Here is a 13,647-nt window from a genome sequence, read left to right on the forward strand (position 1 = left end):
TCGCATGCATCTGATCGTCGCGTTCAATTATGGATCGCGGCAGGAAATCGCCCGCGCCGCGCAGCGCCTCGCTGTCGAAGTGGCGGAAGGCAAGCGCGATGCATCGTCAATCGATGCCGATGCGCTCGGCCGCTATCTCGACGCCCCCGATGTTCCAGATCCCGACCTGATCATCCGCACCAGCGGCGAACAGCGACTGTCGAATTTCCTGATGTGGCAGGCGGCCTATAGCGAGCTTGTTTTTGTTCCGGTCCACTGGCCGGATTTCGACAAGGCCGCGCTTGAGGGCGCAATCGCCGAATATGCCCGGCGCGAGCGCCGCTTTGGCGGTCTGGTTGTGAAAACCGGATCGTGAGCGAAGGCCAAGCAGCATCGACAGAGGGAGCCGGGCAGGAGGGGCGGAACCTTCTCCTGCGGATTGCCGCTGCGCTGGTGATGGCGCCGTTCGCGATCGCTATGGCCTATTTCGGCGGATGGCTTTGGATCTGCCTCGTCACGGCGGCGGCGATCGGGCTTTACGTCGAGTGGTTGACCGTGATCGGTGAGCGCCGGCTTCCGCTCGTGCTGTCGGGCGTGCTCGTCCTGCTCGCCGTGGGATGGGTTGAAATCGAACATTTCGATGTTGCAAGTGTTTCTACCCTTGTCGTGCTGGGTGTTGCGGTCGCGGCCATATTTTCCCGCGAGCGGCGCGGCTGGGCGGTGGCCGGGATTGCGTATGCCCTGACCGCCGCGATTGCCTCCAGCGTGGTGCGGCGTGACCCGATTTTCGGATTCGTCGCGCTGATGTTCGTGCTGCTGGTGGTTTGGGCAACCGATATCGGCGGCTACTTTGCGGGCCGGCTCATCGGTGGTCCGAAACTCTGGCCGCGGGTCAGTCCGAAGAAGACCTGGGCGGGTGCGATCGGCGGTTTTGCGGCCAGTCTTGGCGTTGCGGTCGGATTTGCGGTCTGCGGTTTCGGAAAGGCGGTTTCATTGCTGTTATTGGGAGCCGTGCTGTCGGTTGCCGCGCAGCTCGGCGACCTCTTCGAATCGGCGGTCAAGCGCCGGTTCGGCGTCAAGGATTCCAGCCACCTGATTCCCGGACACGGGGGCCTGATGGACCGCCTTGACGGATTCGTCGCCGCCATTGCTCTCGCGGCACTTTTCGGCTTTTTACGCGGCGGCGCGGATGGCGCCGGCCACGGTCTTATGGTTTGGTGAGGTATGAGCGCCGTTCCCTTGCGTAACAACAAAACGGCCCGCGCCGTTCGTTCGGTCACCGTGTTAGGTGCGACCGGGTCGATCGGCGACAGCACGATGGATCTGCTGCGGGCCTCCAAAGATCGTTACCGCGTCGAGGCTTTGACGGCGCACAGCAATGTGCAGGCGTTGGCCAATCTCGCGAAGGAATTCGATGCGCGTTATGTCGCTGTCGCCGATTCTGCCCGGTTGCAGGAATTGAAAGACGCGCTTGCCGGCACGCGAACGGAATGCGGCGCCGGCGAAAATGCCGTCGTCGAAGCCGCGGCGCGGTCAGCGGACTGGGTGATGGCTGCAGTCAGCGGGGCCGCCGGCCTGAAGCCTGCGCTTGCCGCGGTCGATCGCGGTGCGACTGTTGCGCTCGCCAATAAGGAATGTCTCGTTTGCGCCGGCGATTTCTTCATGGAGCGCGCGAGCAAGGCGGGAGCCTGCATTCTTCCGGCTGATTCCGAGCACAACGCGCTGTTTCAGGCCTTGGCTTCCGGGAATCGCGACGAACTGGTTCGCGTCATCATCACCGCGTCAGGCGGGCCGTTCCGCACCTGGTCGGCTGCCGGTATCGAACAAGCAACGCTGGAGCAGGCGCTCAAGCATCCGAACTGGAGCATGGGACAAAAGATCACAATCGATTCGGCATCGATGATGAATAAGGGTCTCGAGGTAATCGAGGCGGCATGCCTGTTTGGTTTGACCGCGGAAGAGATCGACGTTCTCGTTCATCCGCAATCGATCATTCATGGAATGGTCGAGTTCTCCGATCGCTCGGTGGTGGCGCAGCTCGGTGCGCCCGATATGCGCACGCCAATTGCGCATTGTTTGGGATGGCCTGACCGAATCGTTGGGCCCGCGGCGAAACTCGATCTCGCCAAGATCGGACAGTTGACGTTCGAGGCACCGGATTTTGCCCGCTTTCCGGGCCTTAAACTGGCCTATGACGCCTTGCGGACCGGCCGTGGCGCAACCACCGTCTATAATGCGGCAAACGAAGTCGCGGTCGCCGCTTTCATCGCCGGCGGGATCCGGTTTGGCGCGATCGCGCGGCTCGTTGAAGCGACGCTGGAAGCCTTTGTTCGCGCGGGCAATCTGGCGCCGCTGACGTCGGCTGATGATGCAATTACTGTTGACCATAACGCGCGAAATAAGGCGGCCACCCTATTGCCTCAAATTGCCTTAAAGGCATCCTAGAGCGTTGGGGCGGAGCCTGCCGGCTTCGGGTGAGGGGATTCGTATGTCTGAGTTTTTCCAGCACAGTTTCAATGTGTTAGGCCATGGCCTGATCGGTTACATCGTTCCCTTCCTGTTTGTTCTGACTGTCGTCGTTTTCTTCCATGAACTTGGCCATTTCCTGATCGCCCGCTGGGCGGGCGTGAAGGTGTTAACTTTCTCGCTCGGATTTGGCCCGGAATTGGCCGGATTCAACGACCGCCACGGAACCCGCTGGCGGATCTCCGCCGTGCCGCTCGGCGGCTACGTCAAATTCTTTGGCGACGACAGCGAAGCTTCAACGCCGGACCTGGAATCACTCGGCAACATGAGCCCAGAGGAACAGGCGGGCAGCTTCCATCACAAGAAGGTCGGTCCTCGCGCGGCAATCGTTGCCGCCGGTCCGATCGCGAATTTCCTGCTGGCGATTCTGATCTTCGCTGGCATGGCGCTCTATCTGGGCAAACCCAGTTCGACCCCGCGCGTCGACGTCATTCAGGCCGACAGTGCGGCTGCTTCGGCAGGTTTTCAGGTTGGCGATATCGTCACCTCGATTGACGGGACCGCAATCGAGAGCTTCGCCGACATGCAGCGGATCGTGTCGACCAATGCCGGCACCAAGCTGACATTCCGCGTCAAGCGCGATGGCAACCTCATCACGCTGACCGCCGTGCCCGCATTGAAGGAAATGAAGGACGTCTTCGGCAACAGCCACAAGATCGGCGTGCTTGGAATCCAGTACACGCCGCAGCCGAGTGACCCAAAGAGCGCAACGCCTGTCGGCTATCTCGAATCGCTCAAGATCGGCGTCGAGCAGGTCTGGTTCATCATTGATTCGACGTTCAAGTTTGTCGGCTCGCTGTTCGTCGGCGCAGGCTCGACCAATGACCTCGGCGGACCGCTGCGGATCGCGCAGCTTTCGGGCCAGGCCGCGAGTCTCGGTTTCCAGTTCCTGCTGCAGCTATGCGCCGCGCTTTCCGTGTCGATTGGGCTGCTGAATCTGTTTCCGGTTCCGCTGCTCGATGGCGGTCATCTTTTGTTCTATTCCGTGGAAGCCTTGCGGGGGCGCCCGTTGTCGCCGAGAGCCCAGGAAATGGGGTCCAGGATCGGCCTTGGGCTGGTGCTGATGCTGATGGTGTTCGTCACCTATAACGACATCTTGCATCTCGCGGCATCTTGAAACGGCTTTTTTGTGACGTGGCCAATAGGCAACGTCTTGGAATGAAAATGAAATCGCGCTGCCACATTAAGTTTGCCGCCTAGGCAAAATTAGCTACAAGCAAGGCGGCAGATGGGGATTTGCCGGTTCGTGGGGGTTCGATGGACCGGCACAAGATTGTAAGGGCGCTCGGCGCATGAAGGTTGGAATGCGGGTACGGGGGGGCTTGCTCGCCGCCCTGGTCATGTTGTCGGCGCCGCTTGCTGGAACGCTCGCGGTTGGGCTCGCGTCTTCGCCGGCGTGGGCGCAGACGGTGGATTCGATCGAGGTCCAGGGCAATCGCCGGGTCGAGACGTCCACGATCCGCTCGTATTTCAAGCCCGGCCCCAATGGAAAGCTGGATCAAGGCCATATCGACGACGGCCTGAAGGGCCTGATCGAAACCGGCCTGTTCCAGGACGTGAAAATCAACCAGGCCGGCGGCCGAATCGTCGTCTCGGTGATCGAGAATCCGGTCATTGGCCGCGTCGTTTTCGAAGGCAACAAGAAGATCAAGGACGAGCAGCTCTCGTCCGAAGTTCAATCCAAACCGCGCGGAACGTTGTCGCGTCCGATGGTCCAGTCTGATGCCCAGCGAATCGCCGATATCTATCGTCACGCCGGCCGCTATGACGTGACGGTCGTCCCCGAAATCATCGAGCAGCCCAACAACCGCGTCGATCTGATCTTCACGGTCAACGAGGGCAAGAAGACCGGCATCAATTCCATCGAGTTCGTCGGCAACACGACCTATTCGTCCTACCGCCTCAAGGACGTGATCAAGACGCACGAGTCGAACCTGTTGAGTTTCCTCGGCGGCAACGACGTCTACGATCCCGACCGCATCGAAGCCGACCGCGACCTGATTCGACGTTACTACCTCAAGCACGGTTTCGCCGACGTGCAGGTCGTTGCCGCGCTGACGGAATACGATCCGGACAAGAAGGGCTTCCTGGTCACTTTCAAGATCGAGGAAGGCCAGCAGTATCGCGTCGCTACCGTCAATTTCGAATCGAGCATTCCCGGACTGGTCGGAACTGCGCTCGCGCCGTATTCGCGCGTCAGCGTCGGCTCGCTCTACAACGCCGAGGCGCTTGAGAAGTCGGTCGAGGAAATGCAAATCGAAGCGTCGCGTCGCGGATACGCATTCGCGATCGTCAAGCCGCGTGGCGACCGCAACTTCGAATCGCACACCGTCTCGATCACCTTCGCGATCGACGAAGGTCCGCGCACCTACATCGAGCGAATCAACGTGCGCGGCAATACGCGAACGCGCGACTATGTGATCCGCAGGGAATTCGACATCTCCGAAGGCGACGCCTACAACCGCGCGCTCGTCGATCGCGCCGAACGCCGCCTGAAGAATCTGGATTTTTTCAAGAGCGTCAAAATCACCACTGAGCCGGGCTCTTCAAGCGATCGCGTGATTCTCAACGTCGATCTTGAGGAGAAATCGACGGGCGACTTCTCGGTCTCAGGCGGCTATTCGACGACCGATGGTCCGCTCGCCGAGGTCAGCGTCTCCGAGCGCAACTTGCTGGGCCGCGGTCTTTTCGGAAAGGTATCGGTGACCTACGGCGAGTTTGCGCGTGGCGTCTCGCTTTCCTTCGTCGATCCGTATCTGCTCGACTATCGCATCGGGCTCGGCCTCGACACCTATTACCGCGAACAGCTGCCCAACGCTTATATTTCCTACCAGACGAAGACGATCGGCTTCAGCCCGCGAATCGGACTTTCGCTTCGTGAAGACATGGCTGTGCAGCTGCGCTATTCGATCTATCAGCAGGACGTCTCGCTGCCGAGCTTTCTCAACAACTGTAACAACAACCCGAACAACCCCACGCTCGCATTCAATCCGTCGCCGGCTTTCGCCAACACGACCGCGGGGCAGGCGCTGATTCAGCAGCTTATTCCAGGCGGCGTGGATCCGTCCGGCACCGGCCTGTGGTGTTACTCCGACGGTGAAGCGTCCTTGCCGGTTCGTAAGGAGCTTGCCGCGGGCTCGACGATAACGTCGGCGGTCGGTTATTCGTTCGACTACAACACGCTCGACAACAACAAGAACCCGACTGACGGCTTGCTCTTCGACTGGAAGCAGGACTTCGCAGGCGTCGGTGGGGACGTGACCTACCTGAAGTCGGCGGCGGACTTGAAGTACTACACGCCCATGGTCGCCGACATCGTCGCGTTGGTTCACCTCCAGGGCGGTATCATGACTCAGGTCGGCAACAACCAGATTCGGATGCTGGACCAGTTCCAGATGGGCCCGAACCTGGTGCGCGGCTTCGCTCCAAACGGCATTGGTCCGCGCGACATCAACCCATTTGGCACGCAGGACGCGCTTGGCGGTACGCAGTACTGGGGCGCTTCGATGGAATTCCAGATGCCGTTCTGGTTCCTGCCCAAGGAACTCGGCATGAAGGGGGCGGTCTACGCCGACGCCGGCTGGCTTGGCGATTACAAGGGACCCACGGATTGGGTCGCGACGGGCGAAGTCAATACGCCCGGTTGTATCAGACCGGTCAACAACGGCGCGGCTTTCCCGGCCTCGCCCGGCACCTGCTTGGGATTGCAGTATGACCCGCAGAACATCGTGCGCACCGCGGTGGGTGTGGGCTTGATCTGGCAGTCGCCATTCGGTCCGCTGCGCTTCGACTACGCGATCCCGCTCACCAAGGGTCCGCACGATATCGTGCAGCAATTCAAGTTCGGCGGCGGCACCAGCTTCTAATCCCTGGCCGCTTAGTCTCACCGCATCGTCGGCACGACCGAGCCGGACCACAAACGGGTCCGGCTCAGGCTATTCTGGGGATTGCCAAGGATCGTCAACGACCGCAGAGTTGAACTGCAGAGCCGGCCGTCCGGACGTGTTGGGCTCGGACGGGTTGCGGCTCTTGGCGCGGGCGCTCGAAGCACCCAAGGAGAGGATTGGGAAGATGGAGGAGGCGTCGGTCAAATACGAACTGATTGACATCAACGAGATCCTCAGGACGTTGCCGCATCGTTACCCCATGCTGCTGATCGACCGGCTGATCAATGTTCGCTCGGACCACAGCGGAATCGGCATCAAGAATGTCACGTATAACGAGCCGGTTTTTCTCGGTCATTTTCCGGATCGTCCGGTCTATCCCGGCGTGCTGATGATCGAGGCGATGGCGCAGACCGCAGGCGTCATAGGAATCAAGGCGATGGAGACGGACAAGCCGCGCGCCGTCTACTTCCTGACCATCGATAAGTGCAAGTTTCGCAAGCCCGTCCTGCCCGGCGACACCATCGAGTATCACATGCGCAGCGTCTCGAGGCGGAAGGCGATGTGGTGGTTCCACGGGGACGCCAAGGTCAATGGCACCATCGTTGCCGAGGCTGATGTCGGCGCCATGCTGGCCGACTGACGCCACCCTGTTTCGCTGGCGCTGCTTGAGTGCCGCGCAACCTCCAATCGACACACCAGGCTTTCTATGGTCTAGTTTTTGCGGCGAGGCGCGGGGGAAGGGCCAACATGCGAAACGTGACGGTACTGGCGGCGTTCGCAACTTTGTTCGTGAGCGTGGATAGCCCGGCCGTTGCGGGCAAGACATGCCTTGCCAGCGCAACCGAAGCATTGCCCAAGATCACAGGTCTCGTCGTCAAGAGATCGCGGACGCGCCCGGTGTCGCCCACTATTCTGGCAACCTGGAGAGGCCAGGCGAAACCCGTCATGATCGACCTTGACGTCGAAACTTCGAGCGAGGCGCAGACCTTCTCCTATATGTGCGTGATGAGCCAGGGGTCTGCTTTCGTCCAGCGCACGATGAATTAACGCTGCGATTTGCGCCTGTTGAGGCGAAGTGCCAGTCACACTGGACAGCCCCGGTAGCTCGCGCTAACCACTGAAAAATCGAACAAATTACGCCAATCTCTTCAGGACGACAGGACCCTCGATGACCACGATCGATCCGACCGCGCGGGTTGAAGACGGCGCAGTGATCGGCGAAGGCGCCACGGTCGGTCCTTATTGCGTGGTGGGCCGTGACGTCGTCATCGGCCCGAACTGCACGTTGATTTCCCATGTCCATGTGATGGGACGCACGACGATCGGCGCGAATTGCACCGTCTATCCGTTCGCTTCGCTGGGCGGAGCACCGCAATCGCTAGGTTATCGTGGCGAGCCGACGAAACTCGAGATCGGCGAGAGCTGTACCATCCGCGAGTCGGTCACGATGAATGTCGGCACGGTCGGCGGCGGCGGCATCACGCGTGTTGGCAATCGCGGCTACTTCATGAATTGCAGCCATGTGGGCCATGACTGCTATGTCGGCAACGACGTTATTTTCGCCACCTCCGCGACGCTTGGTGGGCATTGCGAGATCGGCGACTTCGTCTTCATTGGCGGCCTCTCGGCCGTGCATCAGTTCACGCGCGTGGGGTCGCAGGTGATGATCGGCGGCGTCTGCGGCGTTCGCGGCGACATCATCCCCTATGGTCTTGTCAACGGCCAGTACGCGCGTCTCGAAGGCCTCAATATTGTCGGCATGAGACGCCGCAAGTTTACCCGCGAGCGGCTGGCTGTAGTCCGGTCGTTCTACCAGAAGCTGTTCGAGGGTCCCGGGATCTTTTCCGAACGATTGAGCGCGGTGCAATCCCTAGCGGCAACCGATCCCGCGATTGCGGAAATCCTGCAGTTCATCGATGCCGGCAAGCATCGTCCGCTGTGCTTGCCTTCCGGCCGTAACGCCGAAGATTGACGACGGAGTCCTCGAAAGCCATGGCAGCGGCGGCTTTTGAAATCTCCTCACCTGTTGGTGTCATCGCGGGCGGTGGCGCGATGCCGTTTGCGGTCGCCGATTCCCTGAAAGCGCGGGGCCTCGATCCCGTTCTGTTTGCGCTGAAGGGAGCTTGCGATCCCGCATCCGCAGAACGGTTTCGCCATCACTGGATCACGGTGGGTCAGCTCGGGCGGACGATGAAATTGCTTCGTGCCGAAAGCTGCAAGGACGTGATCTTTATCGGAACGCTTGTGCGGCCTGCGCTGTCGGAACTCCGGCTCGATTGGGGAACGCTTCGCGTCATCAGGCGGATATGGGCGGCCTTTCGCGGCGGCGACGATCACCTGCTGTCGGGCGTCGGGCGGATCTTCGAGCAGCAGGGCTTTCGTCTTCTGGGCCTGAAAGAGGTCGCGCCCGACTTGCTGATGCCGCAAGGATGCGTCACGCGAAAGATGCCTGACAAAGACGCATCCGCCGACATAGCCCGGGGACGCGAGCTGCTCGCCGCGCTCGGGCCTTTCGACGTCGGCCAGGCCGTTGTCGTGATTGACGGTCATGTCGTGGGCGTCGAGGGCATCGAGGGAACCGATGAATTGTTGAGGCGTATCGCAGATCTGCGTGCACGCGGCCGCGTTCGCGCAGCTGCCGGTCGCGGCGTGCTGGTGAAGGCGCCGAAAGACGGACAGGATTTGCGTTACGATTTGCCGGCCATCGGGCCGCGTACGGTCGAAGGGGCGGCAGCGGCCGGGCTTTCGGGCGTGGCTGTCGTTGCCGGAAACACGGTGGTTGCGGAGGCGCAAGCCATGATCGAGGCCGCTGACGAGGCTGGTCTTTTTGTGACAGGTCTAGCCTCCTGATGCCGGCGCCCGCAAATGGCAGGGTCGCGCGCAAGATTTTTCTGATCGCAACAGAGGAATCCGGCGACCGGCTGGGCGCGCATCTGATGAAGGTGCTTCGCCAGCGCCTCGGCGATGCCGTTACATTCGAAGGTGTCGGTGGGCTCGCAATGGCGAGAGAGGGCCTGAAGTCGCTGTTTCCGATTGAAGAGCTGTCGATCATCGGCTTTTCCGCCGTAATCAAGCAGTTGCCGAAGGTCTTGCGCTTGATCGGGCAAACCGTTGCCGCGGTGGTGCGAGCAAGGCCCGACATGCTCGTCATCATCGACAGCCCCGACTTCACTCATCGTGTCGCGCGAAGGGTGCGATCGCGTGATCCTTCGATCCCGATCGTGGACTATGTTTCACCGTCGGTATGGGCCTGGCGGCCGGGCCGGGCGCGCGCCATGCGGGCCTATATCGATCACGTTCTGGCGCTCCTGCCATTTGAGCCAAAGGAATATCAGCGGCTACGTGGGCCTCCATGCAGCTATGTCGGCCATCCGCTGACAGAGCAGCTTGCCTTGCTCAGGCCTAATGCTGAAGAGCAGCAACGGCGCAACGGAACGCCGCCGGTGTTGCTGGTTCTGCCGGGAAGCCGCCGGGGCGAGATCCGATATCATATGGCGGTATTTGGCGAGGCGCTGGACCACCTCCATGCGCAGGGCAAGGAATTTGAATTGATCCTGCCGACGATGCCGCATCTGCTGGAAGGCGTCCGGGAAGGCGTCCAGTCGTGGAAAGTTGCTCCCCGGATTGTGGTTGGCGAGCAGGAGAAACGCGCGGCGTTCCGGATCGCCGCTGCCGCGCTCGCCAAGTCGGGTACGGTGACGCTGGAGCTTGCGCTGGCGCAGGTGCCGATGGTGACGGCCTATCGCACCGGGGGGCTGGAGGCCTTCATCGTCCGGCGCGCGCTCACGGTCACGTCGGTGATCCTAGCCAACCTCGTCATTGGCGAGAATGTGGTGCCTGAATTCCTTCAGGAGAATTGCACGGCTGAGAAGCTCGCGGACGCTCTTGGCGAGGTACTCTCTGATTCACCGATGCGCCGGCGACAGGTTGAGGCGTTTGCGCGAATTGACGGCATCATGTCGACGGGCAACCAGCCGGCGAGCGTGCGCGCCGCGGACGTCGTTCTCGGAATGCTCAGAAAGTCGCGACGGACCGCCTAGTTCGGCGCGAGCGACAACTAAAAAGCCGGACGCGATGGTCGCATCCGGCTTCTAAAGTGCCTTCGCAGATCGTCGGCTATTACTTCCGCTTGTCGATGGCGACGTAGTCGCGGCGCGTCTGGCCGGTGTAGAGCTGCCGCGGCCGGCCGATCTTCTGCTGCGGATCCTCGATCATTTCGCTCCACTGGCTGATCCAGCCGACGGTGCGGGCGACCGCAAACAGAACGGTGAACATCGATGTTGGGAAGCCCATCGCCTTCAGCGTGATGCCCGAATAGAAGTCGACGTTCGGATAGAGCTTGCGCTGGATGAAATATTCGTCGTTGAGCGCGATCTTTTCCAGCTCCAGCGCGACCTTGAGCATCGGATCGTCGCCGTGACCGGTCTCCTTCAGCACGGCGTGACACATCTTCTGCATGATCTTGGCGCGCGGATCATAGTTCTTGTAGACGCGATGGCCGAAGCCCATCAGGCGGACTTCGCTGTTCTTGTCCTTCACCTTCTTGATGAAGTCCGGGATCTTGTCGACGGTGCCGATGCCTGCGAGCATCGCCAGCGCCGCTTCGTTGGCGCCGCCATGCGCCGGTCCCCACAGGCAGGCGATGCCGGCGGCAATACAAGCGAAGGGATTGGCACCAGAGGAGCCGGCAATGCGGACCGTCGAAGTCGAGGCGTTCTGCTCGTGGTCGGCGTGCAGAATGAAGATCTTGTCGAGTGCATCGGCCAGCACCGGATTGATCTGGTATTCCTCGCACGGCACCGCAAAGCACATCCGCAGGAAGTTCTCGGCGAATTTCAGCGAGTTCTTCGGATAGATGAAGGGCTGGCCGAGGTTGTATTTGAAGGCCATTGCCGCCAACGTCGGCACTTTCGCGATCATCCGCATCGAGGCGATCATGCGCTGCTGCGGATCGTTGATGTCGGTGGAGTCATGATAGAAGGCCGCTAGCGCACCGACGCATCCGACCATGACCGCCATCGGATGCGCGTCGCGGCGAAAACCCTGGAAGAAGCGGGCCATCTGCTCGTGAACCATGGTGTGATGGGTCACGCGCTGGTCGAAGTCCTGCTTCTGGGCCGGCGTAGGAAGCTCGCCGTACAGTAGCAGGTAGCAGGTTTCCAGGAAGTCGCCATTCTCGGCGAGCTGTTCGATCGGATAGCCGCGGTATTCGAGGACGCCGGCATCGCCATCGATATAGGTGATTTTCGACTCGCAGCTTGCCGTCGAGGTGAAGCCGGGGTCGTAGGTAAACATGCCCGACTGGCCGTAGAGCTTGCCAATGTCGATGACGTCGGGGCCGACGCTACCGCTCGAGATCGGGAGATCGAAGGTCTTGTTGCCTACCGTTAAAGTTGCGGTCTTGCCTTGAGATACGGCCATCGTGAGATCCCCGATGCGATCGTTGCGGAAGCCCCGCGTTTGACGCCTTTTCCGAGACGGCCGGCAGGCGTGCGGGACGTTTAAATGAAGCAGCGAAATGGGTAGCTTATTGCTGTGTGCGCTGCAAGGTGGCGCCCAGTGGTCCGATTCTGGCATTTGCATCCCATCTCGGCAGGCACCTTTGCGAATGCCAGAATCCAAGGACCGCTAGCAAATATCGGTTCCTAGTGGAGTTTTGGATTTGACATTCGCTTGATTGACTCGCGGCCATGTTGGGCGAGTGTCGAATCCACTCCACTAGATGCGCTAGTCCGGTCCCTGATCGTCGAGGCGGGCGAGGCTTTCGTCCCGACCAAGCACCGCAAGAACATCGAATATACCAGGCGAGGTCGAGCGCCCGGTCAGGGCGGCGCGCAACGGCTGGGCGACGGCGCCGAACTTGAGGCCGTTTTGATCGGCAAAGGCGCGCATCGCGGTTTCTGTTGCTTGCGCGGTCCAGTCTTTGACCTCCCAGAGCGCAACGCGAAGACGCCCTATCAGCAAGCGGTTTTCCGGCGTCAGCAAGGCCGCTGCCTTGGCGTCGATTTCAAGCGGCCGGTCGGCGAAGATATAGTAGGCGCTGTCGATCAGTTCGATCAGCGTCTTGGCGCGCTCCTTCAGGCTTGGCATCGCCTGCAACAACTGCGCCCGGGTCTTGTCGTTGAGCTTGGCCTTGAGGTCGGCGCCGTTGGGCACGAAGGGAAGCACCTCCTCGAACATCTTCACGAGGGATTGATCGTCCGTGTGCCGGATATAATGCCCGTTGAGATTTTCAAGCTTGGCGAAGTCGAACCGTGCCGCTGATTTGCCGATGCCCGACAGATCGAAGGCTGCGATCATTTCCTCTGTCGAGAAAATCTCCTGATCGCCATGGCTCCATCCGAGCCGGACCAGGTAATTCCGCAGGGCGACCGGCAGATATCCCATAGCCCGGTAGGCATCGACGCCAAGCGCACCGTGACGCTTGGAAAGCTTTGAGCCGTCCGGCCCGTGGATCAAGGGAATGTGCGACATGCTGGGAACGTCCCAGCCGAGCGCTTCGTAAATCTGCTTTTGCCGCGCCCCATTGATCAGATGATCGTCGCCGCGAATGATATGGGTGACGGCCATGTCGTGATCATCGACCACGACCGCCAGCATATAGGTCGGGTTTCCGTCGCCGCGCAAAAGGACCAGATCATCGAGGTTCTCGTTCTGCCAGACCACGCGGCCCTGCACCTGGTCCTCGATCACGGTCTCACCCGTCAGGGGCGCGCGCAGGCGGATCGTCGGTTTCATGCCGGGCGGGGCCTCGGAGGGATCGCGGTCGCGCCACAGGCCGTTGTAGAGGCGGGTGCGGCCCTCGGCACGGGCCTTTTCCCGCATCGCCGTCAGCTCCTCCGGCGTGGCATAGCAGCGATAGGCCTTGCCGGCCGCCAGCAGGCTTTCGGCGACCTCCCGGTGGCGGGCGGCGCGGCTGAATTGGTAGATGACGTCGCCGTCCCAATCGAGCTCCAGCCACTTGAGCCCGTCCAGAATTGCGCCAATCGCCGCATCCGTGGATCGCTCCCGGTCGGTGTCCTCGATCCGCAGCAGCATCTTGCCGCCATGCTTGCGCGCATAAAGCCAGTTGAACAGGGCGGTGCGGGCTCCTCCAATATGGAGAAAGCCGGTCGGCGAAGGGGCAAAGCGCGTAACGACGTGGTCGGCCATAGATGTCAATGAGGTGTTGGCGGGCTGGGGGTGTATAGCAGGAACCCCATATAACTAAAGCCTTCCGTGGGAGAGGCTAATTTGGCAGATAGACCTTCGAATC

12 protein-coding genes are annotated in these 13,647 nt (G+C 61.0%); 10 read left to right on the forward strand and 2 right to left on the reverse strand.

What is annotated here, in order from left to right; genetic code table 11:
* The 10 genes from uppS to lpxB form a co-directional block, all read left to right on the forward strand.
* On the forward strand, positions 1-355 hold a 355-nt coding region (gene uppS, locus VFB05_RS29880), incomplete at its 5' end, for a polyprenyl diphosphate synthase (RefSeq protein ID WP_325019344.1).
* Positions 352-1,200 (forward strand): phosphatidate cytidylyltransferase, encoded by an 849-nt coding sequence (locus VFB05_RS29885; protein WP_325019346.1) that lies wholly within the window; start codon positions 352-354, stop codon positions 1,198-1,200. The genes uppS and VFB05_RS29885, both read left to right, overlap by 4 nt.
* Positions 1,201-1,203: 3 nt before the next feature.
* Positions 1,204-2,424 (forward strand): 1-deoxy-D-xylulose-5-phosphate reductoisomerase, encoded by a 1,221-nt coding sequence (dxr, locus tag VFB05_RS29890; protein WP_325019348.1) that lies wholly within the window; start codon positions 1,204-1,206, stop codon positions 2,422-2,424.
* 43 nt (positions 2,425-2,467) lie between these two features.
* The gene (gene rseP / locus VFB05_RS29895) at positions 2,468-3,622 is read left to right on the forward strand and encodes an RIP metalloprotease RseP (RefSeq protein WP_325019350.1); all 1,155 of its coding nucleotides are present in this window, start codon (positions 2,468-2,470) and stop codon (positions 3,620-3,622) included.
* A 175-nt stretch (positions 3,623-3,797) separates the two neighbouring features.
* Positions 3,798-6,371, forward strand: a complete 2,574-nt coding sequence (gene bamA, locus VFB05_RS29900; protein ID WP_325019352.1) for an outer membrane protein assembly factor BamA — start codon at positions 3,798-3,800, stop codon at positions 6,369-6,371.
* Positions 6,372-6,576: 205 nt separating this feature from the next.
* Positions 6,577-7,032 (forward strand): 3-hydroxyacyl-ACP dehydratase FabZ, encoded by a 456-nt coding sequence (fabZ, locus tag VFB05_RS29905; RefSeq protein WP_325019354.1) that lies wholly within the window; start codon positions 6,577-6,579, stop codon positions 7,030-7,032.
* A gap of 107 nt (positions 7,033-7,139) precedes the next feature.
* Positions 7,140-7,439, forward strand: a complete 300-nt coding sequence (locus VFB05_RS29910) for a hypothetical protein (protein WP_325019356.1) — start codon at positions 7,140-7,142, stop codon at positions 7,437-7,439.
* A 121-nt stretch (positions 7,440-7,560) separates the two neighbouring features.
* On the forward strand, positions 7,561-8,364 hold the full coding sequence (lpxA, locus tag VFB05_RS29915) for an acyl-ACP--UDP-N-acetylglucosamine O-acyltransferase (RefSeq protein WP_325019358.1): 804 nt from the start codon (positions 7,561-7,563) through the stop codon (positions 8,362-8,364).
* Between the two features lie 20 nt (positions 8,365-8,384).
* A complete protein-coding gene (locus VFB05_RS29920; RefSeq protein WP_325019360.1) occupies positions 8,385-9,242 on the forward strand; it encodes an LpxI family protein in 858 nt (285 codons plus the stop codon).
* Positions 9,242-10,432, forward strand: coding sequence for a lipid-A-disaccharide synthase (lpxB, locus tag VFB05_RS29925; RefSeq protein WP_325019362.1), 1,191 nt, complete (start codon positions 9,242-9,244; stop codon positions 10,430-10,432). The genes VFB05_RS29920 and lpxB overlap by 1 nt, the downstream gene beginning before the upstream one ends.
* Positions 10,433-10,511: 79 nt before the next feature.
* Here lpxB and gltA read toward each other — a convergent pair whose 3' ends face one another.
* Together gltA and gltX are read right to left on the reverse strand one after the other, a co-directional pair.
* Positions 10,512-11,813 (reverse strand): citrate synthase, encoded by a 1,302-nt coding sequence (gene gltA, locus VFB05_RS29930; RefSeq protein WP_325019364.1) that lies wholly within the window; start codon positions 11,811-11,813, stop codon positions 10,512-10,514.
* 306 nt (positions 11,814-12,119) lie between these two features.
* On the reverse strand, positions 12,120-13,544 hold the full coding sequence (gltX, locus tag VFB05_RS29935) for a glutamate--tRNA ligase (RefSeq protein WP_325019366.1): 1,425 nt from the start codon (positions 13,542-13,544) through the stop codon (positions 12,120-12,122).
* Positions 13,545-13,647 lie beyond the last annotated feature (103 nt).

The sequence above is a fragment of the Bradyrhizobium sp. genome (assembly GCF_035652035.1).
GTDB lineage: Bacteria > Pseudomonadota > Alphaproteobacteria > Rhizobiales > Xanthobacteraceae > Bradyrhizobium.